The sequence below is a fragment of the Bacteroides sp. CAG:189 genome, assembly GCF_000432295.1.
GTDB lineage: Bacteria > Bacteroidota > Bacteroidia > Bacteroidales > Bacteroidaceae > Bacteroides > Bacteroides salyersiae.
On sequence record NZ_HF991090.1, the window covers coordinates 30,620 to 55,434 of the forward strand.

Below are 24,815 nucleotides of genomic sequence, written 5' to 3' on the forward strand. Positions count from 1 at the left end.
ACTATTATATTTAAGACTATACAAACATAACATTTTAATATAAGAAAGAACAATTGTTCCGAACTTTTTCGTTCTATGATATATTTGCAACTCTCCTATATATTACAGAAGTGTTAAGAAAGGTATAATACGTAATTCAAGGTGAAATATCTTCTCTGATTTTTCCTGTTAATTGCAGAGTTACTCTAATATACCCATTCGTTTTCTCAGCAAAAAAGCATCTCCACACTTAATATCCTATTTAAACAAATCATAACTATAATTTTTACTATATTTGCCTGAACTAATACTAATCAATTTTATTATGAGAAAACTTAACCAAGTACTTTTTGCGGTCGCTACATTGACTTTCACTTCATGTAACACACAAAAGGAAGAAGTCAATTATCAGGTAATCCCTCTCCCCCAAGAGGTCGTTGTCAATCAAGAAACTCCTTTCACCCTACAGGAAACTACAAAAATCCTTTATCCGGAAGGAAACAAACTGCTAAAACGAAATGCAGAGTTTTTATCCGGATATATCAAAGAGGCAACCGGAAAAGAACTCGACATTGCAACAATCACGTCGGAAAGTACACCACCCAATGCCATTGTCTTAGGATTGGACAAAAGTATCGTAGAAAAAGAAGGATACGAACTTACAGTATCTTCCCGGCAAATCACCATCAACGGGCAAACACCTAATGGAGTGTTCTATGGTATACAAACCTTGCGCAAGTCAATTCCGGCAATAGTTGCCGGTGCCAAGATCACACTTCCGGCAGTAACCATTAAAGACTATCCACGTTTCAGTTATCGAGGTATGCATCTCGATGTAGGACGTCACTTTTTCCCGGTAGAGTTTGTAAAAGAGTATATCGACCTGCTGGCTCTGCATAATATGAATACTTTCCACTGGCACTTGACAGAAGATCAGGGATGGAGAATTGAAATTAAGAAATATCCGAGATTGACAGAGATCGGCTCGCAACGTTCGGAAACAGTAATAGGACACAACTCCGGCCAATATGACGGAACACCTTACGGAGGTTTCTATACGCAAGAACAAATAAAGGAGGTAGTAGCCTATGCACAAGAAAGATATATTACCATTATTCCCGAAGTAGACCTGCCCGGACATATGCTTGCCGCATTGGCCTCTTATCCGGAATTGGGTTGTACGGGTGGCCCGTATGAAGTAGAAAAAACATGGGGAGTATTCCCGGATGTCATCTGTATCGGTAATGAAAAAGCCATGGTGTTTCTTGAAGATGTGTTAAGCGAGATCGTTGAGTTGTTTCCATCCGAGTATATCCACATCGGCGGTGATGAAGCGCCACGAGACCGTTGGAAAAAATGTCCGAAATGCCAGGCACGTATCAAATCGGAAAACCTAAAAGCCGACAAGAAACATACGGCAGAAGACCGCCTGCAAAGTTATTGTATGTCACGCATTGAAAAATTTCTCAATAGTAAGGGACGACGCATCATCGGATGGGATGAAATACTGGAAGGTGATGTAGCACCGAACGCTACCGTTATGTCATGGCGTGGAATGAATGGCGGTCTGGAAGCGGCCAAGCTAGGACATGACGTCATCATGACTCCCAATACGTATGTATATTTCGATTATTACCAGACGGCAGATACCAAAGATGAGCCGGATGCTATCGGTGGTTGTGTTCCTTTGGAGAAAGTATATAGCCTGGAACCCGTTCCAGCTTCACTAAATGAAAATGAAAAAAAACATATCATCGGTGTACAAGCTAACTTATGGACCGAATATATAGCCACCACCCAGCAAATAGAATACATGGTGCTCCCACGTATGGCAGCCTTGGCAGAGGTGCAATGGACACTTCCGGAAAAGAAAGACTACCGCAACTTCACCAAACGCCTGCCACAACTTTTGGCGTTCTATGACCGTGAAGGTCTCAACTATGGCAAGCACGTATTTAATATAGACTCAAAAATCACGTCTGATCCAGAAAAAAAAGCAGTTATGATAGAACTGAGCACCATCGACGATGCACCTATTTACTATACATTGGACGGAACGGAACCGAGTGCAAAGAACGGAACACTATACAAAGAGCCGATAGCCGTTACACAAGCCGCTAATTTCAAAGCAATCGCCATACGCCCTAACGGTAATAACAGTAAAATCAAATCGGAACAGATCGATTTCAATAAAGCAACTTGTCGCCCCATCGAACTGAAAAACCAGCCGTCTCCTAAATATTCTTATGATGGTGCCATTGTGCTCGTAGATGGTTTAAAAGGAACAAATTCTTATGCCAGTGGACGTTGGCTCGGTTTCCCGGGAAAAGACGTCGAAGCAACCATTCATCTGGAAGAATCTACGGAAATAAGCCGGGTATCAACAGAAGCCATCATCGACCTCAGTGCCTGGATCATGGGAGCCTGTGGACTGAGTGTTGCCGTATCGGATGATGGAAAAGATTTCCGGGAGGTGGCTTCCAAAGACTATCCGATTGAAACAGGTTCTGCTGCTCCTAAAACAACTGAGAGTTACAGCGTAGCATTTCCTCCTGTAAAGGCAAACTTCGTAAAAGTCATTATCAAACATACCCCTGCTTTGCCGAAAGGACATACCGGAGAAGGAAAAGCTCCTTTCCTCTTTGTAGATGAAATAAGTGTGGAATAAGGAAGGTGAGAGACAGAAGATAGGAGTTAGGAGTAAGTAGTTAAGTAGTCAAGTAGTAAGTAGTTATGCAGTAAATAGTTAAGATAAACACATCAAACAAATCATTTCTACTTAACTACTCGACTACTTACTACTTGACTACTCTATATAAATTATTCCGGCTAAAATTGGAAATAAATAAACGGCTGGATTTCACTGCTCTTCATCTGAATGACCAGATAAATCATAGCGACCATCAATACCGCCTTCCCGAGAAAGGGGAGACGGATTACTCCACGACAAACCACATTCTCCCAACGATCGGGAGCGAAATGAAGTAGAAAGCCCAGCAACATCAAAGCAAAGACTTCCCAATATCCCTCGATTAATTGTGGAAAGAGTTGCGGACGGAACACCGTAAATATCTGCCTCAGCATATCCATTGAATTGTGTATATCGGCATTACGGAAGAAGATCCAGCAGAAACAAACGAAATGAAAAGTGATAATGACACCGAAAACACGGCGGATGCCATGACTCTGTTCCCCTTTTTTACGACCGGTAATACTCATCCAAGCTTTATGAAGTGCTAATGCCACTCCATGGAACATCCCCCAAAGAACAAAATTCCAGGAAGCCCCATGCCACAGTCCGCCCAAAAACATGGTAATAATCAAATTGAGATACTGACGAAACTTCCCGTGCCGGTTTCCACCCAACGATATATACAAATAATCACGCAACCAACTGGATAAAGAAATATGCCAACGTCTCCAAAATTCGGTAATGGAAGCCGACTTATAAGGGGAATCAAAGTTCATATTGAAATGAAAACCCAGCAAGAGCGCAATGCCGATGGCTATATCGCTATATCCGGAAAAGTCGCAATAAATCTGTAAAGCGTATCCATAAAGCCCCATCAGGTTCTCCACCCCAGAATAAAGAGTAGGATTATCGAATATGCGTTCTACAAAGTTTATGCTGATATAATCGGAGATTACTGCCTTCTTGAAAAGGCCGGCCACAATGAGGTATATTCCACGTCCGAACATTTCCTGCGACACATAAAGCGGCTTACGAATCTGAGGAATAAAATCGCGTGCCCGGACAATCGGACCGGCTACCAACTGCGGAAAGAAAGAGACATAAAAAGCATAATCCAACAGACTGGTCAACGGTTTTATCTCCCGCCGATAGACATCAATCGTATAGCTGAGCGACTGGAAAGTGAAAAAAGAAATGCCCACCGGCAAAAAAATATCAAGAGCCGTGAACTCCCCGCCCATCAATGAAGCAATCACCCCGCCCAAAAAGTTGGTATACTTGAAATAGCAAAGTAAACCCAAATTGAGACACAAACTCAAAACCACCCATGCTTTTCGCCCGTACTTACCGGTAGTACGATCCATCAAACGTGCAAATACAAAATCACCCACAGTGACAAATGCCAACAGGAAAAAGTACGTACCGCTACTTTTATAATAGAAATAATAAGAAAACAGGGTAACAAACAGAATACGTGCCGTGTATTTATATTGTAAAAACACATACACCACCATAAAGGCGGCAAACAGCCAAAGAAATATTCCACTGGTAAATATCAACGGAGCTTGCGGATCGTATGTAAACACTTCACAGAGGCGGCTAAAATCAATGTCAATGGGTAACATAATCGTTATAGGCTTTTATAAGGGCTTCGTATAATAAATTGCCTTGAAGAATATAGCCTTCAGGCATATAATGCACGTGGTCGGGACGCATCAAGCCGGCTTCCTGCCAGTTTTTACAGGCATGCCGGTTACCTCCAACCACATTGTACATATCCCACACAACCAAATGATGATCACGGGCATACTTCTGAATCATATTTACAGCAGTCACCGTTCGCGGATTCACAGCATACGTCCTGCGTCTCCGTTTCTGACGAAAACTTTCGTATGAGCCGGGAGGAGTGGTCAATAAAATCGGAACATCCGGCAAGCTGTCACGAATCAGTGAAATAAGTTCATCCATTTGATGATAATGCAAATTGGAGTTGTAACGCTTATTGTGGCTCTCGTTCGTCCCGAAAGAGAGTATCAATAGTTCCGGTTTCAAAGCGGCAATAGCGGCAATACGGTTAGGATGAGTAAAAGTAAGACAAGTCGCTCCATTGACTCCCATATCTGTATAAGATACCGCGCCGAATGTTTCGGCCAATCTTTGTCCGGTAGTCTGAGGATAGATATGCCCCCGGATATGACTGTCTCCAATATGCAGAATACGTACCGTGTCTTCCAGAATTCCTCCCTTCACCAAACGCAGATGCTCTAATACAGGAGATAAGATACCCAGGCTGTCGATAATCTCATTATATCCTACTTCCTTAAAAGCAGCAGGCAAATCCACCCGGACTTGTATTGTATCATAAAGCAGTTTCATCTCTTTCATCGGCTTGACGCTTTGCATCAGCTTACCTTTCACCGGACAAGCAGGTAAAGGGTCTTGTGCCAGAAGCTTCAAGACAGAAAGAAGACAAAACAACAATACGCACAAAAATTTATTCAGTCTCATAAGCATGTCTCCTGTCGTATTGTTCCTTTCCATAAATCAACGTTTCATAAAGCAATCCGGCCAGATACTTCCCTCCCCGGAAGTTGATATGCGTATAGTCATAATTGGCCATCGACGGCTTGGCGTGTACCAGCTTCGCCATGCTACCGTCTCCACCCATTGCCTCGAACATGTTCCAAAAAGCAATGCCACTCTCTGCTGCAATATTTTGCTGATAACGAATCAGATTCTTTACACCAGGCATTGTGCGTAATTCACCCGTATCCGTTTTATAATCACGGTCGCCAACACTGAGCAGCAAGAAACCGGATTGTGGAAAACACTTCTTCAAATGTTCAATAGCAGTAACCAAGCCCTTTTGATAACTGTCATAATTGTATCCGCGCTGGGTAGCCACATTCAAACCATATTGCAAAATGATAAGATCATAAGGGCGCTGCCTGTTAAATTCTTTCAGCATATCGGCAGGAATCGTCCGCAAAGAGAGACCGGAACTGCCACGCAAAGAGAAATTATCGACAACGATACCTTCCGTGCCATCCATAGCCATGCCGTAAAACAGAGTAGAATCTGCCCGGTTTATCGTCCAACGTATAGAACCGATACGACCGTCGATTTGTAGTTCCTGTAAATGCCCATTAGGAGCAAAACGGTGGTTTTGTATTTCACCGCGATTCACACGGACGGAAAAGTCGACAGTATCTTTAGTGTAGAAAAAGATAGATGCTTCCCGGCAAGTATCCAGTAAAGAAGCATATTTATTCTGTCCACGCAGTTCAACATATGCATTTTTACCGGGGATGAAATAATGCCCTGATATCCCCTGTTTCCGGCGATCAAAATAGACACTATCGGTTACGGCATGGCTCGACCACCCTTCAAAGGTATGCCGCACGGTAGGACGATACCCATTGGTCATGGAAGTAATAGTAACAAAACCTACTCCACAGCCTCCAAAACGCTTTTGCAACATCTCCCGCAAATCCGCAGTAAATATATCGGCTTCAATAAAAGAATCGCCGAAGACAGCGATACGTACCAGACGCCCTTTTGAAGAGACCTCATCCAACGCACGATAAAAAGGTGTCATACCACGTAAGGTAGAATCGCTGTAATCTTCTATACAAGTCATACCGGTGCGGCAAGTGTCTACAAAAATCGGCTTTACCGCCGGCACGGGAGGCAGACTATCTGTATCTAACTCTTCCATATCGGATTTAGACGGACGTACATCGCTTAACAAGTCCACCCGCCGCATGGTATGTCCGTCAATGGTTATAGCCGGTAACCAGTGCATTGCAATCAGAGCAATCATCACAAAGACAATAAGTCCTAACGAATATTTCAGATAATTCTTCATTGCACTCTCTTATTTTTATAAGGAGTTGCAAAGATAATGCAAACCGAGAGCAGAATAAAATGAACGAGTTCATTTTTTATGCCAAGATGCAGTTCATCTTTGCTTGAAACCAAAGATAGATAAACGCATAAAAAAAGGAAAATCCATATGATTCATGAGATTCTCCTTTCTTATGTTAATGATCGATACGAATCAGATCGTCCGTTCTATATTCCAAACAAATGCCCGCAGTCCGAGCTGTTCCGTTTGCAAATCCATTTTATGTAAAGTATCCAGTAGCGGATCTACCTTTTCGTCTTCAACTACCGACAAGATGGCCGAACACATACTTGGCCAGGCATGGCTTCCGAAGTGTGGGTCACCGGTCTTTGAGCCACGTCCCTGCACACGCTCCAAATAGGTAAAACCACGGCATCCTAAACGATCCAATAGAGCTATGATACGTTCATAATAGGCCTGGTCGAATGTTATTAATACTGATTTCATTATTTCATAGGGTTATTTATGAACTATAAGCCACAAGGGAGCAGCTTATAGTCCTATTTTGTTATTTCTTTATAATCTCGTCTTTATGCGCTTCGAAATAGACATCGAGTTCGCGTTTACGCTTCATCACCTTACGCTGATGCTTGATACCCGTACCGGCGAATATACAATACAGCGTCGGGATCAGAACCAGTGTAAGAATGGTAGATACCGTCAAACCGCCAATTACGGCAATTGCCATCGGGCTCCACATTTCCGAACCTTGTCCACCGCCAACTGCCATCGGAATCATACCGAGAACGGTTGTGGCAGTAGTCATCAATCCCGGACGAAGACGACTCTTACCGGCGGTTACTACAGAGTGCAATACCGACTGACCGCGTTCACGACACAACGTAATATAGTCAATAAGCACAATACCGTTCTTTACCACAATACCGATCAACATAATGGCTCCCAGCAAACTCATGACACTCAATGTACTGTTGGTAAAGAACAAAGCCATCAATACACCGCTGAATGCAAACGGAAGGGAGAACATAATGATAAACGGATAGGTCAACGATTCGAACTGTGCCGCCATCACGATGAATACCAGAATCACAATCAAGACTGCCAAAGTTCCCAAATCACGGAACGAATCCTGCTGGTCTTCATAGGAACCGGCCACCTGTATCGTCACTTCCGAAGGCATTTCCATTTTGTCAATGATCGCATTACCGGCATTCACCACGTCACCCAACGGTGCACCGGAAATAACAGCAGACACGGTAACAATACGCTCACGGTCTTTACGCTCGATAGTAGGCGGTGCAAAGCGTTCGACTACCGTACCGAGGTCTTTAATACGAACGGCCTCACCTTTAGCATTGTATACCAGAATGTTTTCAAGGCTTTCGAGACTCGTGCGATATTCAGGAGCATAGCGCACTTTGATATCATACTCATCTCCATCTTCACGATACTTCGAAGCGACCGCGCCGTTAATACGGTTCCGCAGATAAGTTGCGGCTGTAGAAAGATTCAATCCATGCAATGCTAACTTCTCACGATCAAAATCTACCTGATATTCCGGCTGGTAATCGCTACGGCTGATATTTACCTCAGATACTCCTTTCACATCCAGCAACTGACGTTTCAAACGGGCAGCCACACTATCGGTAGTAGCCATATCATAACCATAAATTTCAAAGTCGGCACTTGCCTGGGCAGACATACCGGTGTTACTACCACCAAGAATAACCTGCGCTTTACTGAACTCCGGATATTTCTTCAATTCCTCACGCATTTCATCACAGACCTGTTCCAGTGTAATATCACGATCGCCCGGATCCACCAAACTGATATTGAAAGAGATAATATGTGAACCGTTGTCCTGCATCGAAGCAAATGTATTATCCGAATCGGCCTGTCCTACAGTGTAGTTACATACTTTCATTATACCTTTGTAATGTTCCAACCAATAATTGGTCAGCTTCTCCGAAATTTCCTGTGCCAGTTCCTTACGGGTACCGATCGGTAATTCCAGTTTTACGGCAATACGGGCATTATCCTGTGCCGGGAAGAATTCCGTACCGATCCCTTTGGCACAGAACAAACTGGCAACAAAGAACACGATACAACCGATAACTATAACCGAACGGTGACGAACCGACCAGTTCAACATACGGGCATACCAATTATCCAAACCATCCAGTGACTTCTCGATAGGACGGTAGAACATCGTAAACGCTTTCGACTGTTTCTTCTGGAGCTTCAGCAACTGGGCGCAAAGCATCGGAGTCAATGACAAAGCAGACACGGTAGAGATAAACATGATAGCACACATCATCCATCCCAACTGTTTGAACATGACACCGGACATACCGCTCACCATTGTCAACGGGAAGAATACGGCAATCATCGTCAACGTAGATGCGATAACGGAAATAGCGACCTCATTCGTTCCATGAACGGCTGCCTGTTTCGGATCGGAACCACGCTCAATATGTGTAGTAACATTTTCCAATACTACAATGGCATCGTCCACCACCATACCGATAGCAATAGAGAGCGAAGACAATGAAATGATATTAATCGTATTCCCGGTAATGGCCAGATAAATAAATGAGGCAATCAGTGAAAGCGGGATAGTGATACAAATAATCAGCGTAGCCCTCCAACGTCCCAAGAAAAGGAATACCACGATTACCACAAACAACAAGGCATAGAGTACCGTTTCAGCCAAACTGTCGATTGTATTCAAAATGTTATCGGAAGTATCTACGATAACCCCTAATTTTACATCACTCGGCAAATTCTTCTGCAAGCGGGGAAGCGCTTCATCCACCTTCTTCGAAATCTCCACAGAGTTGGCGCCGGATTGTTTCTGTACAACAATCATCGCACCCTTCACTCCGTTATTATAAGTTTCCTGTGCACGCTCTTCCACCGTATCCACTACACGGGCTACATCGCGCAAATAGATACTGGCACCATTATAGGTTCCCACCACAACATCCTCCAACTGGCGGGAATCTTGAAACTCACCCTCTACACGCAACGAATAAGTCTCATTACCAATATCAAAATTACCACCCGGAATATTCTTATTCTCGGCACCGATAATGGAACTGATTGTCTCGACCGACAGATTATAAGCCTCCAGTTTGTTCGGGTCGCAATAAACCTGGATTTCACGTTGCGGCGCACCACTAATAGACACCGTACCTACACCGGGGATACGTGCCAAAGGATTCACAACGCGGTCGTCCAATATCTTATAAAGTGCTGCCTGGCTTTCATTGGCCTGCACTGACAGCAGTACAATAGGAATCATGTCCGTACTGAACTTGAAGATGATGGGATTCTCCACATCATCGGGAAGCTGTGAACTTACCATATCGAGTTTGTCACGGACATCATTCGTCAATACGTCGATATCATTACCAAACTCGAACTCCAACGTAATCAGAGACATATTTTCTGACGACCGGGAAGTGATATGCTTCAAATTACTGACAGCATTCAACGTATTTTCCAACGGCCGGGTTACATTATTTTCTATATCCGAAGCACTGGCGCCCGGATAAGCGGTCATTACCATGATCGTATTCGTATCGATATCCGGATACAAGTCGATAGGCAACTTTGATAAAGAGAACAGACCAAAGATCACCACTGCAAGGAAGCAGAGGGAGGTCATAATCGGTTTTTTTACCGCTCCTTCGTATAAACTCATGTTATTTTAGTGATTAGTTGTTTAGTGATTAACGATCAATGAAAGCATATAACTATGCCGGCCACTTATCACTCATCACTAATCGTTAATACTTATTTTTCTACCTCTACTTCAGCACCGTTTATCAAACGTGTCTGCCCGGCAATCACCACTTGAGAGTTGTTGGGCACACCGGACTTCAACTCATATTCTGTACCCATACGACGTCCCAATTCTACCTTGTTGTAGGAAACTTTTCCATCTTTGTATACAAATACATAACGGTCACCGGAACCGGCCTGCTTCACAATAGCCAAATCGGGAACAACCACATTATCCTGGGTTCCGAAATTGAGAGTGGCACGGGCAAACATTCCCGGACGAACACGTTGGTCCTTATTCTCCAATTTAATCTCTACCGGGAAAGTACGGGTAGCTGCATCTACCGTCGGATAAACCAAGCTGATCTTTCCTGCAAATTCTTCGTCTCCGTATACATCGAGTTTTACAGAAACGGGAGCGCCTTTCTTCACCTTTGTAAAATAAGTTTCAGAAACATTGATCATCAATTTCACCGGAGTAATCTGTTCTACTACTAATACCGGATTTCCACCGCTATACATATCACCGTTGTCATAATTACGCGCGGTAACCACACCATTAATGGGGCTAACCAATGTGGTATTCTCCATCAGGTTTTTATAAGCGGTTTCCTGTACTTCAAGTGCCATTTTCAAAGCGTCCCACTCCGATTTAGAGGTACCGCCCACTTTATAAAGTTCATCGGCACGATTAAATTCGAGACGTTTGTTTTCAAGCTGCAATTTCATCTGTTGCAGATTGGCAGCATCCATCAGTACCAATTTCTGCCCTTTGGAAACGCGATCGCCAACTTCAACAAAAATCCGGTCGATTCTTACTGGAGACGACGGTGCTATATTATTCTTGACTTCTGCTTCTACAGTTGCCGTGTATTCTTGTATCTGATCTACAGGGCGTGCCGTTACATCTGCCAATTTCACTCTTGGTTTTTCTTCTACTTTTTCAGCAGCCTTCTGTTCATTTCCTCCAGTACATGAGCCCAACAGCGTAAGGGCAAACAGGGCTACTAATTGGATACTCTTTTTCATATCGTTTTCTATGTTATTTTATTTTTCTGATTTATTCTGTTATCTCTTCTCTTCCTAATACCTGGTCAAGGTCTGCCTTAGATACCAGATAATCATAAATTGACTGGTTGTAAGTAAGTTGTGCCTGAGTCAACGCCACTTCCGAATCGTTCAATTCAAGAATAGTCCCCTTACCTACTTCGTAACGTTTCTGCGCAATCAAACGCCCTTTTTCAGCCTGAACAATATTTTCTTTATTACTGACTACCTGCTCGGTACTCGCTGCCATATTATCGAGATAACTGGTGGCTTGCATCGTCAATTGACGTTCCGTATTCACACGATTCTCAGCCAATTGCTGTATCTGGATCTTTGTCTGTTTCACTTTCGTAAAGTTACTTGCTTTGAACAAAGGAATACTCAAACTCAATCCGACCGTTGAATAAGGGAACCACTTATAATGCGCCATCTTAAAATCATTGTTCAACGAAGTATACATATAGCTGAACGATGCCGCCAACGTAGGCATGAAGTTTGTACGCAATAATGACAGGTTCTTTTCCAACAAAACACCGTTCATATCCATCTGCTTCAAGCTGCTATTATTCTGCAAGCTCAACGGATCAGCGCTTAACTGACGACGAAACATGACCATTTCATAGTCTTTCAAATTACCCTCGACTGCCACAGGAATATCCGTATTCATCCCCATCAACACCTGCAATTGCAATCTGGCCAGATTAATGCCGTTACGGGCGGAAACAACCCCCGGCTTCAAACTACGTACCTGCACATCTGCACGAATCTTATCGTATTCGCTCACAGTTCCCTGTGCATATTTAGCACTCACTACCTCAAAGTTAATCTCTGCCTGATTGTAGCTCTGCAACATTACTTCATAGCTATCCTGCGCCAACAGCAATTGATAGTATGCTTTCGTCACTTGGTTTATCAAATCCAATTTGGAAGAACGGGCCTTTTCCATAGCCAGATCCACATCTGCTTTAGTCAGATTTATACTCTTATAAAGAGCCGGTGCAAAAATCGGCAGATTCACCGTCAATCCTCCACTGTAAGAGTTGTCCGAACCGACCTGAATAGTTTGCGCCTCGCCTGCGAAGTCCATCACCATGGTCTGTTTTTTCAGGGTACGCGAGTAGCTTCCTGACAATGCCACTTCCGGAAATAATCCTCCATAAGCTTCCTTCTTTGCTTCTTTTTTCAATTGGATTTCCTGATCGGCCACCCTCATGGTGGGATTCTCGCTCAGTGCAATCTCCAACGCTTTATCCAAAGTCAAGGTCAAGGTATCTTTCACCTCTTGCGCCCGTACCAAGCCACCGGTAAAGACAGCCAGCACTACAGCCAGAAGTATCTTCTTGCCCAATAATTTTCTCATTCTGTTCATAAAATCAATTTTCTACTTTTTACATTTTAGTTGTTTATCAATCCGAAAGGGTTATTTTCTGCGCGCTCTATTCTATTTTTCCGATATTCCTGTATAAATGTTTCCAATACTTTTGCTCCTTTTTCCGTAGCAATTCCCCTGATAAAAGTGAACATTATAGATTCATAAACTTCCAAAAAAGGATATTCACTACAAATATTCGTATTCAGCAATAAATCAAATTGCTCACGAACCAACAAATTGATAATCGCAAAATTGACATCATCACGAAATATCCCCTGCTCTACTCCGGACTTGAAGAAAGCAATCGTACTTTCCGACTCTTTTTCGCGACTGTTCTTCATCATATTATATATACTGGGGTATTTCTTCAGATCTTCAAAAAAACGCTTGTTGGTCTTATGAAACATCTCGATACTTTTCTGGAAACAGACTAAAATAACTTCCAGTACATTAGTCGATTCAGCAAGGAGATTTTCCAGAAACTCATTCTTATCAACTTGATTTTTCAAAAGAACCTCTCTCAACAGAGTTTCTTTGTCCTCAAAAACTTCATAAAGCGTACGTTTCGATATACCTAACGAAGTGGCAATATCATCCATCGTTATGCTTTTAATACCATGTGCAGTGAATGCTTCGGTCGCCTTCACAATAATTCTATCCCTCAATTCCGCTCTGTTGGAAGTTTCTTTTGCGTTATCACTCATCATCCGTTTCTTTATAATTAGACTTCTAATTGCCAATGATTCCATAATTTATAAATAATGGAAGCGGGACAAAGATAGATAGAAAACTCAGATTACGAATTTAGTTTCCATATAAATCCCCTACATTTGATAATTATTATAGGTTAATAAGCAATCTGAAAACAAGTGTTAACATTTAATCTATTGCAAAAATAGAAAAACGACTATACGCCGAAAAAGTTTTCTCGTCAACATAAGGGTAATAATCGACAAACAACGGATATATTCCGATAAATCACCGGGATATATCCGTTGCTGTTTTCCTTGTATCGAGTGTTGTTTGCACGCAAAAAAGAAAGCAGTTTTCAATAATCGAACTTTGTACGGTTGAGGAAAGCGACTGTTTTATGAATCTCTTTGTACATTACAATATCGTCTTTAACAAAAGGAACCTCCTTACGATACTCGGTAAGGAAACGCTCCAATCTCGGAGAGGTTTTCTCCGGACGCCGGAATTCAATGCCTTGGGCGGCATTCATTAGTTCGATGGCCAGAATATGCTCCAGATTGTCCATTACCTTATATAGCTTCGTAGCAGCATTGGCCCCCATGCTGACATGGTCTTCTTGTCCGTTGGAGGAAACAATGGAATCACTGGATGCAGCATAGCAGTACATTTTATTCTGACTAACCATTGAGGCGGCTGCATACTGAGGAATCATAAATCCGGAATTGAGTCCGGGATTGGCCACCAGAAATTCCGGCAATCCACGGAGCCCCATAATAAGTTGTGCTATACGGCGCTCGGATATATTTCCAAGCTCGGCAAGGGCGATGGCAAGAAAATCATAGGAGATGGCAAGAGGCTGGCCATGAAAATTTCCACCGGAAATGATACGGTCGTCATCGGGAAAAATGGTGGGATTATCCGTTACGGAGTTAATTTCGGTCAGTAGCACGGAAGCGACATAACGGATGGCATCTTTGGTAGCACCGTGTACCTGCGGAATGCAACGAAACGAATAGGGGTCTTGTACATGTTCTTTGGGTCTGGAAATGAGTTCACTACCTTCAAGAAGAGTACGAAAGGCTTCACCGGTTTCTATCTGCCCTTTATGCGGACGAATCTGTTGGATACAGTCCATGAAAGGTTCTATCCGGCCGTCAAAAGCCTCAAGAGAAAGGGCGGCTATGAGATCGGCTCTTTTAGAAAGCCGGAAGGCCTTAAGAATAGCAAACACACCGTTGGCGCTCATAAACTGGGTTCCGTTGAGCAGGGCAAGCCCTTCTTTACTCATCAGTTTCACCGGTTCCCAGCCAAATTCATCGAGCACACTGATAGCTTCACGCTTCTTGCCTTTATAATAAACATCACCAACTCCGATCAATGGCAAAAAGAGATTGGCCAATGGCGCCAGATCACCGGATGCCCCCAATGATCCACGGTCGTAAACGATGGGCATTACATCGTTATTAAAGAAATCTAAAATACGCTGCACAGTAATTACCTGTACACCACTATGTCCCAATGAAAGGGCATGAGCCTTAAAAAGCATCATTAATTTAATAATCACCGGACGAATTTCTTCGCCGACACTGCATGCATGACTCTTTATAAGGTTCTCCTGAAGAGTACCCAACTCATCAGGAGAGATGTTTTTATTGCACAACGAACCGAAACCGGTAGTTATACCGTAAAGAGGGGTGTTGGAAGCAGCAATCTTCTGATCCAGATAATCGCGACATTTCTGAATACGCAGCTTTGCTTCGGGAGCAAGCTCCAGTTTCAGATTTTCATTGATAATGCGTTCGATAATATCGAAAGTAAGTTCACCGGAACCTACGTAATAAACGTTATTCATACTCTTAAATCCTGATTGACTATATCCAGTAATTCTTTCTCTTTTTCACAGGTCTTACGTTCCAGTTCATCGGCTTCGGCCTGGAGTTCTGCGACAAATGCTTTATCCTTTAATGTTCCAAGATTTATACGGACATTCATCAAAGCTCCCAGTACGGCAGATCGGGCGGACATCATAGCAACACAGGCATCAGTCACCGCGTTTCGGTTGCCCAGTCTGGCCACATCGGCAATAATAGCCATTAGCTCATAAGCATTGCGTGCCACCTGCATAGGCACGAGAGCGGCAAACCGTGTTGCTTCCTGGATGGCAGCGCTACGGGCACTCTTCTCGTCCTCTGTCGATTTAGGCATCCGAAAACAATCGAACACTTTATTATAGGCCTCAGAATCACGATCGACATCAATCAGAAACTCCTCTTTCTGACGAATGGTAAGGGTCTGGATACGCTGCATCTGTTCTTCATTCTCTTCATATCCTTTCTTACCGACAGTCAGCCCTGCAACCATAGCTGCCAATGCGGCTGCTATAGCACCGTTAAGAGCGGCAATACTGCCACCACCGGGAACCGGATCACTCCCGGCCACTTTAGCCAGAAAATCTTTGACGGTTGAATCTACTAACATAGTTATTTTCTTTTTTATTTTTATCATTAAACTACGGGATAAAGAACTCCGTTCTTTATCGTGGTATTCACACAATTCATACCTATATAATAAGGTAGAATATTATAATCTGTTGAGTCGAGTACTACAAAATCACCCTGCTTGCCGACCTCGATACTGCCGATTCGGTCTGCACGATTCAATGCGGCAGCCCCATTCAGGGTAAGCGCAGTGATGGCTTCTTCGATGGTAAAGCCCATATAAATGCAGGCCAAAGCAAAAGTGAGAGGAATAGAACCGGAAAAACAACTGCCGGGATTGAGATCGGTTGCCAAAGCTACGGCACAGCCGGCATCTATCATGTCACGCCCACGGGCATAAGGTTCTTTCAGGGCAAATGCAGTCAGAGGAAGCAAGGTAGCCACCACTCCGGCATCGGCCATAGCACGAATTCCGGCATCAGAAGCATGCAGCAAATGATCGGCGGACAAGGCTTTCAGCTCGGCAGCCAGCTCGGCACCACCTAAAGAAACAATTTCGTCGGCATGGAGTTTCAACAAAAAGCCTTGTTCTTTGGCAGCAGCAAGCAGACGCCGGGATTGCGCGATGGAGAACACACCTTGCTCACAGAATACATCGCAACATTCTGCCAGTTCATTCTCACGAACCAACGGAAGCATTTTGTCGATAAGAAAATCGATATACGCATCACTTTCTCCCGCATACTCCGGTGGCAAAGCATGTGCACCCAAGAAGGTGGAAACAATATCCACCCGCTTGTGTTCATCATTATTCAAACTGCGCATGACTTTCAACTGCAGCAGTTCGGTCTCGCGATCGAGCCCGTAACCACTCTTGCCCTCAACCGTGGTAACCCCCATCGTGCTCATCTTTCTCAGAAAACTTTCCGCTTTGGTACGCATCTTTATAAAGTTCAGCTCACGGGTTGCTTTCACTGTGCTGGCAATTCCTCCCCCACGCTGCATAATGGACATATAGCTTTCACCTTTCAGCCGCCAGGAGAACTCTTCGGCACGCTCGCCACCAAAAACAAAATGGGTATGTGAATCTACAAAACCGGGTAACAAGCATTTCCCACGGGCATTATAGTGCCAATAACGGTGATAAAAGCCATCACGCTCCTCACCGCGATTTTCACCGACATAAGTGATAATGCCATCGGTCACTTCCACCGTTCCGTTTTCAATTACATGCAACCGGGATATTTCCTTCCCCTTTCGAGCCGAGAATCCCAAAGGGGTCACAACCTTTGCATTAAATATTATCAGGTTTTCACTCATTATAGTTCATTATTATCAGAACACAAATTTGCCTTCTCCTATTCCTCCATAATCCGCGCTTCAAGCACTTGCTGCATCGAGAAGTTCTCTAAACCGAGGTAATAGGAAGCCGTATCTATCAATGCTTCCATCGGAACAAGACCGATAATCTCGCTACCCACAATACTGACGCCATACCGACGGGCTTCAATACGTACCAGTTCAAAGGCACGATAAAGGGCGGTTTTCGTATAATCGGTCATATTAATGGAAACTTGTGTTATTCCACGGTCTTTCAATTCAACTCCCATCGCCTTGCAGTAACGCAAGCCACCGCCGATAAAACGGATTTTCTTGGCAATGTCATGGGCAATCTCCAAATTAGGTGTACTGAGATTGATATTGTAAGCTACCAATGGCATACGGGCACCGATGGCGACGGTTCCGGCAGTCGGATGCCGTTCAGCAGGGCCGGAATCAGGAATNNGGATGCCGTTCAGCAGGGCCGAAATCAGGAGTCCATTCGGGAAGTTTGATCTTTTCAGCCATGCCTTCAAATTCTCCTTTGCGAACAACTGCCAGATTCTCACGATGAGGGGCGGAAGCAGACTTTTCATAAAGGAAGACGGGAAGGTGGTAGAGTTCTGCCACTTTTGCACCCACTTCTTTGGAAAGGGCGATGGCTTCCTCCATAGTAACATTCTTTATCGGAATGAAAGGAACAACATCAACGGCTCCCATGCGTGGATGTTGTCCGGTATGATGATTCAGATCGATAAGTTCAACGGCAATCCCGATGGCTTCGATCACAGCATCACATAGTGCCGCCGGCTCACCGACAAGGGTTACGACCAATCGGTTATGATCTTCATCATTACTGTAATCAAGTAGTTTCACGCCGGAACGGGCCCGGAATGGGGATACTATTTTATCTATTTTCTTTAGGTCGCGTCCCTCGCTGAAGTTAGGGACACACTCAATGATTTTATTCCAATTCATAGTTGGGCAATTAATTTATTAATAAGTTCTTCATCTGCTACGTAAGGCATGGTAATGTGATAATTATCACCGTGGGTCGTGTTAAAAGTTTCACTCGTCTCCATGGCATGCCCGTTACGGGCCCACGAACGGCGGGCCACACCTCCCATCACGTCCCAAAGCATGGCCGAACGCAGAATCTCATCGACACGTTCGCTACCATCGCACACCATACCGAATCCGCCGTTTATGGCCTTCCCGATGCCTACTCCTCCCCCATTATGCAAGGCAACAAGGCTCATGCCCCGTGCACAGTTACCGGCAAAACACTGCACGGCCATATCAGCCATCACATTACTTCCGTCTTTGATGTTGGAGGTTTCACGGAAAGGAGAATCTGTACCGCTGACATCGTGATGATCGCGCCCCAACATGATAGGACCGACTTCGCCCCGCCGCACCATTTCATTGAAACGAAGAGCGATGTTCATCCGTCCCACTGCATCTTGATACAAAATACGGGCTTGAGTGCCCACCACCAGACGGTTCTTCTCTGCATCACGTATCCAGTTATAATTATCCAAGTCTTGCCCTCGGCGATTCACATCAATACATTCCATCGCAGCATGATCGGTCTTTATCAAGTCTTCGTGCTTGCCGCTCAAGCATACCCAACGAAAAGGACCATATCCATAATCAAACAACTCCGGCCCCATAATATCTTCCACATAGCTGGGCCAGATAAAACCGTCCTTTTCGTCCGTACCATTCCGGGAAATTTCCCGGATACCGGCATCATAAATGGCTTTCATAAAAGAATTTCCATAATCGAAGAAATAAGTGCCACGCGCCACGAGTTTCTTTATAACTTCAAAATGACGGCGCAAGGCCTGGTTCACCAAAAGACGAAATTTTTCGGGAGATTCATGCAACATCCGGGTGCGTTCCTCAAATGTCAGTCCGGCAGGACAATAACCTCCTTCGTAAACAGCATGGCAGGAGGTTTGATCAGAGAGCAATTCAATCGATATATTTTCTTTTTCCGCATATTCCAGCAGATCAACCACATTACCATGATAAGCGACCGAACAAGGCTCTCGACGCTCCATCGCCTCATATACGATACGGAACGCTTCAACTATACAATCGGTAACATGCCCTACCCATCCCTGTTTGTAACGGGTTTCGATACGCGAAGCATCCACTTCGGCAATGATACAGGCGGCTCCGGCAATTTCCGCCGCTTTGGGTTGTGCCCCGCTCATTCCTCCCAAGCCGGAAGAGACAAACAAATGTCCGCGCAAATCTTTATCTTGAGGAATACCGAGTTTCATCCGTCCGGCATTCAATAAAGTATTGAAAGTGCCGTGCACAATACCTTGCGGCCCAATATACATCCAGCCACCGGCCGTCATCTGCCCATAATTGGCCACTCCCATCTGCATGGCGATGTGCCAGTCACGCTGATTATCAAACTGCCCCACCATCATGGCATTCGTAATAATCACTCGCGGAGCATCGGGGCGCGAACGGAATAATCCCAACGGATGTCCGGACTCGATTACTAAGGTTTGTTCCTGTGTCAGTTCTTCAAGATATTGCTTTATAAGACGATACTGCATCCAATTCTGGCATACTTGTCCGGTTTCACCATAAGTAACAAGTTCGTAAGGGTAAAGAGCGATATCGAAACAGAGGTTATTATCAATCATCACTTGAAAGGCTTTCCCCTCTATGCACTTTCCCCGATATTCATCGATAGGTTTGGCTTTCAAATCTCCTGTGGGACGGAAACGATAACCGTAAATTCTTCCACGAGTACGAAGTTCTTCCATAAACTCTGGAATAAGTTGTTCATGAAGTTCGGTAGGAATGTAACGTAAGGCATTCTTCAAAGCCATGACCGTCTGTGCCGGGGTAAGAGTATAGCCGCGATCCGGTGCTCGCCGTATGCCTTCCACAAAAGCCGGATAGGCAGGCAAAGTGTTGCTGAGAGTTATTTTCATAATAAACGATGATTAAGGATTACAAACTGTCAGTTTTTACAGCCTGATAACTCTCCGCAAGATAAATAAAAGAGATGGAATTACAAAGTATTCGGAATATTTATTATCAAAAAGATTATTTATCGAGTTCCTTAAGCAACTGCAGATACTTGCCGGTGGTCTTCGCCGACTCACTGTTTTCCTTCAAATATTCCTCTTTCCACTCGGGATACGACTCCAACAAAGCACACATACGATCCTTTCCGACAAAATCTACTTTACCGGTAGTTGCATCGATCTCGTAATACACTCGTTTCGAAACCAAACCCGAAGCTGCAATGGCGTCACCGACCGATCCCCCTAATGTAACATCCATCGTCACTGACGAACCGCCTGCAACAGATCCCAAAGGTACTGCACTAAAAAAGACATTCCCGTCAAGCCACATAGCAGGAGCATACCAACCGCCGAAGCGTAAACGTTTATAACGCAACTTCTTGCAATTAACATAAAGTGATGTATCCGACTGTACCGCATAACAACGCCCTTTCAGATACTTACACAATGCTTTATTATCATCGGCACTGATTTTATAATCGGCCCCTCCAGACAATGAAATCTGATTCTTCGTCCGTTTTTCGATTTTCAACGCCGCCACCGTATCCCCCTTATGGGCTAACAAATCTTTTAAGGTGGAATAAACAATATCTTGTGCAGCCAGATGCAGTCCCACAAGAGTCATAAAACAAATAATCCACAGTTTCTTCATAAGCATCTCCTTTCACTGGCATTAATCGTTTGGAAAGTTACACCATTTGACTTACTGAAGCAAGTTTTCAAAGCAAAAGTTTCAAAAAAAAGGGAAAAGCTTGATAGAAGCCGCAGATTATAGTATCTTTGTATCACTATTTATAAAGTATATTAAGATTTAAATAGGATAAAAGGAAAAGGTTGCGGCTTTTTCCTTTTTTTATTTTACCTACCGGAGAAAAAACTAATATACCGGATATCCGAACAAGATTTCTACCATAATTTTGTCATTTTTAATGCCGTCTTACGACTAATTAGATAGTATGTCAAGAGTAATCACATTACTTATCAACTCACTTCACATACTATGTGACGAAAAAATTGAGAACGACTTTCGAAACAGATAGGCTTTAGTTAATAAAAAGTAAATCTACTCTTGACAAAAACAAGCTTAATACAGCCTGACTGTTAATATAGTACATTTGTAAAAAACAATAAAGCGGTAATGAAACAATTAGATGACATCATTCAAACTTATCAGAATATCATTAGAGAAACAGAACAAAAGCTAAGTAAAGAGAAACGACGTATCTACCGTATCAGTACTTTACGATTCATTCTTTTTATTGCAGGAATTGTAGGAGTCATTCATTTCTGGGAAAACGGATGGCTCATCGTAACCGGAATAGCTGCCATCACTTTTCTTCCTTTCATCTTTTTGGTAAAGCTCCACAATCGTCTGTTTTATGAAAAAGAATATCTTGAAAAAAAAATAGAAATAAACCAGCAGGAACTGCAAGCTATAAATTACGATACTTCTTCTTTTGACGGTGGGAAGGAATTTATCGATCCGGCGCATCTTTATTCGTATGACTTAGACGTATTCGGTGAACACTCACTTTTCCAATACATTAATCGTACATCAACCGATCTGGGTAAAAAGCGCTTAGTCCACTGGCTTAATAATCACTTGGAAAGTAAAGAAGAAATAGAAAAACGGCAAGAAGGAGTAAAAGAACTGACCTCGGAATTTGAAATGCGGCAGCATTTTCGTATCCTCGGCTTATTGTACAAAGGGAAATCTGCAGATGAAAAAGAGATAATAGCCTGGGCCGACAGTCCGAGTTATTATCGAAATCGCATCTTGCTACGAGCACTTCCCATCATTGTTCCTGTAACTAATATTATACTTATTACATTGGCTATCGCAGGTATAATATCCAGTACAATACCAAGTGTGGCCTTTGTAGGATTCTTTTTGCTCAGTCTGGCTTTTTCCAAAGGCATTACCAAAATACAAACCCTATATGGCAAGAAACTTCAGATATTGGCAACATATGCTAATCTTATCCGTATAATAGAAGAAAAAAGCCTACAAAGCACCGTTCTTCAGGAAATACAACAATTGGTAGGCGGCAAAAAACAAACTGCATCGCAAGCTGTTAAAAAACTCACAGCTCTAATGAATGCCCTCGACCAACGCGGCAATATGCTGATGTCTTTTGTTCTCAATGGCTCGTTGTTTTGGGAACTGAGACAAATCATGAGAATTGAAGCCTGGAAAGAAGATCATGCTTCGGAGCTTCCGTCTTGGCTCAAAGCCATTGGAGAAATAGATGCTTATTGTTCATTGGCTACTTTCGCCTACAATCATCCGGAATATATCTATCCGGAAATCAGTTCGCAACCTTTTGAGATGACAGCTAAAGCACTCGGGCATCCACTGATGAATCGGGATAAATGTATTCGCAATAATATAAATATCACCAAACGCCCATTCTTCATTATCATTACCGGAGCCAACATGGCAGGTAAAAGTACTTATCTCCGTACCGTAGGAATCAACTATCTGCTTGCCTGCATCGGTGCTCCCGTATGGGCCGAACAAATAAAGCTATACCCTTCTCGATTGATTACCAGCCTGCGCACCAGTGACTCACTCACAGACAACGAATCCTATTTCTTCGCCGAATTAAAACGGCTGAAACTGATTATCGACAAGCTAAATGCCGGTGAAGAGCTATTTATTATCCTCGATGAAATTTTAAAAGGTACAAACTCTACCGATAAACAGAAAGGCTCCTTTGCCTTAATCAAGCAATTCATGACCCTACATACGAATGGTATCATAGCTACTCATGACCTAATGTTAGGTACTCTTATCGATCTCTTTCCGAGCAACATTCGCAATTACTGCTTTGAAGCAGATATTACAAACAATGAACTCACCTTCTCTTACCAAATGAGGAATGGTGTTGCACAAAATATGAATGCATGCTTTTTAATGAAAAAAATGGGGATAGCCGTCATAGACGACTAATCCCCATTCCCTGCAAATTAAAGTTAAGCCTTAGCGTAACTTACATTTTGACAGAAAAGCAGCTACAGCAGATGCCTCTCCATTCGTAAAATACTGCACTGAAGTTATAGGATTATATGTATAAGGTACAAACTGGAACAACTGCACAGCCGCAAACTTCTTATCTTCGGAAAGTATTACATCCATACGGATGTTCCCACTACTCTCACTTTTCAGCATCGTATCAACAGGAAACATACCAGATTTCACCATTTCCTTCAATTGATCCATATATTTCAAATCAAAAAATATACTTTGTTCTTTTGCAACACTACCAGTAGGTAGATAAACAACCTCTTTTGATTTCCAGAACAAACGGAAAATACCAATTAAGAACATTCCGGAGCCTATAACCATTAATCCCATACTTAAGGTAGAAGAACGGTCTTCCATCTCAAAAGTAGAGACAAAAGCTAATACACCAACAAGTAAAATTAAACCAGAAAAAATAACTCCAGAAAGACTTGTACGTTTTACAATATCAGGATGAGAAGATGCAAAAATCGTTGCATCGATAGTTTGCGTTGCCATATTATAATGAGTTTAATTTATTAGTAGAATAAAAAATAAGATAAATAATAACACATATATTTGATGCATTATCCAAAATAAAACAGAACCAATAAATTAAAACAGCTAAATAATAATACGCCTTAAAGTAAAGACATAATATTCACTCGACGGGTGACAATAATAAGAAGTAGTAGTACCATATAGTCGCCCACGATGCTGCACCAAAACAGCTTCTCGCGATGAAAGCTTCAGAGCCAAGGCTTTCAAGGACATTGAATATTCAAGTAGATTAATACGCTGTATACGGGAAGTCATTATCTGATGGGATTGAACTGCACTTGACAACTCACCTTCAGGGAAATAAGGCAATTGAGCACTGGTCACTTTCTGCGAATATGCCGTATAAGTAAAATCATATTGACCTTCCACCGGTATTTCAGTGAAAAGATTGCTCGCTACACAATGAAGTGTTACAGCAAACAACAAAAACAATATTACCTTTACAAATTTTGCCATATCTCCCTGCAAATATAACAGAATATCCAATCCGAATGTTCAGTGAAAGAGTTAATTAAAGTATCTTTAGAATTGAAAACAAAAAAGGTCACCTTTTTCAAGGCAACCTTTTCTATATCTATAAGAACAATTACTAAATTATTCTGCCGATTCAGCTTTAGGTTCTTCAGTTGCAAGAACTTCAGCAACAGGAGCAGCCTCTGTAGCGGCTTTTTTCGAACGACGAGTACGAGTAGCTTTCTTTGCAACTTTCTCTTTTGCCATGTTTTCGTTGTAATCAACAAGTTCAATGAAGCACATTTCTGCATTATCACCTAAACGATGACCAGTCTTGATAATACGAGTATAACCACCCGGACGATCTGCAATTTTCACAGAGATTTCCTTGAACAATTCTGTTACAGCAATCTTATCTTGCAAATTGCTAAATACAACACGACGAGAGTTTGTCGTGTCTTCTTTAGACTTTGTGATCAAAGGCTCAACAAATTTCTTCAACGCCTTCGCCTTTGCTACAGTCGTAGTGATTCTTTTGTGCTT

18 protein-coding genes and 1 pseudogene are annotated in these 24,815 nt (G+C 42.9%); 2 read left to right on the top strand and 17 right to left on the bottom strand.

Annotation, left to right across the window (positions count from 1 at the left end):
• Positions 1–304: 304 nt before the first annotated feature.
• A complete protein-coding gene (locus QVP90_RS12510; protein WP_021936628.1) occupies positions 305–2,647 on the top strand; it encodes a glycoside hydrolase family 20 protein in 2,343 nt (780 codons plus the stop codon).
• A 161-nt stretch (positions 2,648–2,808) separates the two neighbouring features.
• Here QVP90_RS12510 and QVP90_RS12515 read toward each other — a convergent pair whose 3' ends face one another.
• The 14 genes and pseudogenes from QVP90_RS12515 to QVP90_RS12580 form a co-directional block, all read right to left on the bottom strand.
• Complete coding sequence (locus QVP90_RS12515; RefSeq protein ID WP_005929120.1) at positions 2,809–4,296, bottom strand: MBOAT family O-acyltransferase; 1,488 nt, start codon at positions 4,294–4,296, stop codon at positions 2,809–2,811.
• Positions 4,283–5,212: an SGNH/GDSL hydrolase family protein gene (locus tag QVP90_RS12520; protein WP_217739749.1), complete on the bottom strand. Its 930-nt coding sequence runs from the start codon at positions 5,210–5,212 to the stop codon at positions 4,283–4,285. The genes QVP90_RS12515 and QVP90_RS12520 overlap by 14 nt, the downstream gene beginning before the upstream one ends.
• On the bottom strand, positions 5,166–6,539 hold the full coding sequence (locus tag QVP90_RS12525) for an SGNH/GDSL hydrolase family protein (protein WP_005929113.1): 1,374 nt from the start codon (positions 6,537–6,539) through the stop codon (positions 5,166–5,168). The genes QVP90_RS12520 and QVP90_RS12525 overlap by 47 nt, the downstream gene beginning before the upstream one ends.
• 192 nt (positions 6,540–6,731) lie before the next feature.
• Positions 6,732–7,025 (bottom strand): PG0541 family transporter-associated protein, encoded by a 294-nt coding sequence (locus QVP90_RS12530; protein WP_005929110.1) that lies wholly within the window; start codon positions 7,023–7,025, stop codon positions 6,732–6,734.
• Between the two features lie 61 nt (positions 7,026–7,086).
• Complete coding sequence (locus QVP90_RS12535) at positions 7,087–10,245, bottom strand: efflux RND transporter permease subunit (RefSeq protein ID WP_021936630.1); 3,159 nt, start codon at positions 10,243–10,245, stop codon at positions 7,087–7,089.
• Between the two features lie 92 nt (positions 10,246–10,337).
• Entirely contained in the window at positions 10,338–11,354 is a 1,017-nt protein-coding gene (locus tag QVP90_RS12540; protein ID WP_007480125.1) for an efflux RND transporter periplasmic adaptor subunit, read from the bottom strand.
• A 31-nt stretch (positions 11,355–11,385) separates the two neighbouring features.
• On the bottom strand, positions 11,386–12,741 hold the full coding sequence (locus QVP90_RS12545; protein WP_007480123.1) for a TolC family protein: 1,356 nt from the start codon (positions 12,739–12,741) through the stop codon (positions 11,386–11,388).
• A 26-nt stretch (positions 12,742–12,767) separates the two neighbouring features.
• Positions 12,768–13,448 (bottom strand): TetR/AcrR family transcriptional regulator, encoded by a 681-nt coding sequence (locus tag QVP90_RS12550; protein WP_007480122.1) that lies wholly within the window; start codon positions 13,446–13,448, stop codon positions 12,768–12,770.
• A 344-nt stretch (positions 13,449–13,792) separates the two neighbouring features.
• Positions 13,793–15,289 (bottom strand): histidine ammonia-lyase, encoded by a 1,497-nt coding sequence (gene hutH, locus QVP90_RS12555; protein ID WP_005929095.1) that lies wholly within the window; start codon positions 15,287–15,289, stop codon positions 13,793–13,795.
• The gene (locus QVP90_RS12560) at positions 15,286–15,915 is read right to left on the bottom strand and encodes a cyclodeaminase/cyclohydrolase family protein (RefSeq protein ID WP_021936631.1); all 630 of its coding nucleotides are present in this window, start codon (positions 15,913–15,915) and stop codon (positions 15,286–15,288) included. Before QVP90_RS12560 ends, hutH begins: the two co-directional genes overlap by 4 nt.
• Before the next feature lie 26 nt (positions 15,916–15,941).
• A complete protein-coding gene (gene hutI, locus QVP90_RS12565; RefSeq protein WP_021936632.1) occupies positions 15,942–17,195 on the bottom strand; it encodes an imidazolonepropionase in 1,254 nt (417 codons plus the stop codon).
• Positions 17,196–17,233: 38 nt separating this feature from the next.
• Positions 17,234–18,173: pseudogene (ftcD, locus tag QVP90_RS12570) on the bottom strand (glutamate formimidoyltransferase).
• The gene (locus QVP90_RS12575; RefSeq protein WP_021936635.1) at positions 18,170–20,158 is read right to left on the bottom strand and encodes a urocanate hydratase; all 1,989 of its coding nucleotides are present in this window, start codon (positions 20,156–20,158) and stop codon (positions 18,170–18,172) included. The pseudogene ftcD and the gene QVP90_RS12575 overlap by 4 nt, the downstream one beginning before the upstream one ends.
• Positions 20,159–20,273: 115 nt before the next feature.
• Positions 20,274–20,906 (bottom strand): DUF6563 family protein, encoded by a 633-nt coding sequence (locus tag QVP90_RS12580; RefSeq protein ID WP_025819175.1) that lies wholly within the window; start codon positions 20,904–20,906, stop codon positions 20,274–20,276.
• A 486-nt stretch (positions 20,907–21,392) separates the two neighbouring features.
• Between QVP90_RS12580 and QVP90_RS12585 the strand changes: the two genes are divergently transcribed.
• The gene (locus QVP90_RS12585) at positions 21,393–23,207 is read left to right on the top strand and encodes a MutS family DNA mismatch repair protein (protein WP_005929078.1); all 1,815 of its coding nucleotides are present in this window, start codon (positions 21,393–21,395) and stop codon (positions 23,205–23,207) included.
• 30 nt (positions 23,208–23,237) lie between these two features.
• On the opposite strand, the gene QVP90_RS12590 is transcribed toward QVP90_RS12585, so the two are convergent.
• The 3 genes from QVP90_RS12590 to rplQ form a co-directional block, all read right to left on the bottom strand.
• A complete protein-coding gene (locus QVP90_RS12590; RefSeq protein ID WP_005929075.1) occupies positions 23,238–23,777 on the bottom strand; it encodes a hypothetical protein in 540 nt (179 codons plus the stop codon).
• 105 nt (positions 23,778–23,882) lie between these two features.
• The gene (locus QVP90_RS12595) at positions 23,883–24,275 is read right to left on the bottom strand and encodes a hypothetical protein (RefSeq protein ID WP_005929073.1); all 393 of its coding nucleotides are present in this window, start codon (positions 24,273–24,275) and stop codon (positions 23,883–23,885) included.
• 138 nt (positions 24,276–24,413) lie between these two features.
• Positions 24,414–24,815, bottom strand: a 402-nt coding sequence (rplQ, locus tag QVP90_RS12600; protein WP_288204450.1) for a 50S ribosomal protein L17, incomplete at its 5' end; no start/stop codon positions are given.

Excerpts from the sequence above, each read along its gene's own strand:
- QVP90_RS12595 (WP_005929073.1), bottom strand. The coding sequence starts at position 24,275 with ATGGCAAAATTTGTAAAGGTAATATTGTTTTTGTTGTTTGCTGTAACA.
- QVP90_RS12520 (WP_217739749.1), bottom strand. The coding sequence starts at position 5,212 with ATGGAAAGGAACAATACGACAGGAGACATGCTTATGAGACTGAATAAA.
- QVP90_RS12590 (WP_005929075.1), bottom strand. The coding sequence starts at position 23,777 with ATGGCAACGCAAACTATCGATGCAACGATTTTTGCATCTTCTCATCCT.
- QVP90_RS12515 (WP_005929120.1), bottom strand. The coding sequence starts at position 4,296 with ATGTTACCCATTGACATTGATTTTAGCCGCCTCTGTGAAGTGTTTACA.
- QVP90_RS12525 (WP_005929113.1), bottom strand. The coding sequence starts at position 6,539 with ATGAAGAATTATCTGAAATATTCGTTAGGACTTATTGTCTTTGTGATG.
- QVP90_RS12530 (WP_005929110.1), bottom strand. The coding sequence starts at position 7,025 with ATGAAATCAGTATTAATAACATTCGACCAGGCCTATTATGAACGTATC.
- QVP90_RS12545 (WP_007480123.1), bottom strand. The coding sequence starts at position 12,741 with ATGAACAGAATGAGAAAATTATTGGGCAAGAAGATACTTCTGGCTGTA.
- QVP90_RS12560 (WP_021936631.1), bottom strand. The coding sequence starts at position 15,915 with ATGTTAGTAGATTCAACCGTCAAAGATTTTCTGGCTAAAGTGGCCGGG.
- QVP90_RS12550 (WP_007480122.1), bottom strand. The coding sequence starts at position 13,448 with ATGAGTGATAACGCAAAAGAAACTTCCAACAGAGCGGAATTGAGGGAT.
- QVP90_RS12585 (WP_005929078.1), top strand. The coding sequence starts at position 21,393 with ATGAAACAATTAGATGACATCATTCAAACTTATCAGAATATCATTAGA.
- hutH (WP_005929095.1), bottom strand. The coding sequence starts at position 15,289 with ATGAATAACGTTTATTACGTAGGTTCCGGTGAACTTACTTTCGATATT.
- QVP90_RS12510 (WP_021936628.1), top strand. The coding sequence starts at position 305 with ATGAGAAAACTTAACCAAGTACTTTTTGCGGTCGCTACATTGACTTTC.
- hutI (WP_021936632.1), bottom strand. The coding sequence starts at position 17,195 with ATGAGTGAAAACCTGATAATATTTAATGCAAAGGTTGTGACCCCTTTG.
- QVP90_RS12540 (WP_007480125.1), bottom strand. The coding sequence starts at position 11,354 with ATGAAAAAGAGTATCCAATTAGTAGCCCTGTTTGCCCTTACGCTGTTG.
- QVP90_RS12535 (WP_021936630.1), bottom strand. The coding sequence starts at position 10,245 with ATGAGTTTATACGAAGGAGCGGTAAAAAAACCGATTATGACCTCCCTC.
- QVP90_RS12580 (WP_025819175.1), bottom strand. The coding sequence starts at position 20,906 with ATGAAGAAACTGTGGATTATTTGTTTTATGACTCTTGTGGGACTGCAT.
- QVP90_RS12575 (WP_021936635.1), bottom strand. The coding sequence starts at position 20,158 with ATGAAAATAACTCTCAGCAACACTTTGCCTGCCTATCCGGCTTTTGTG.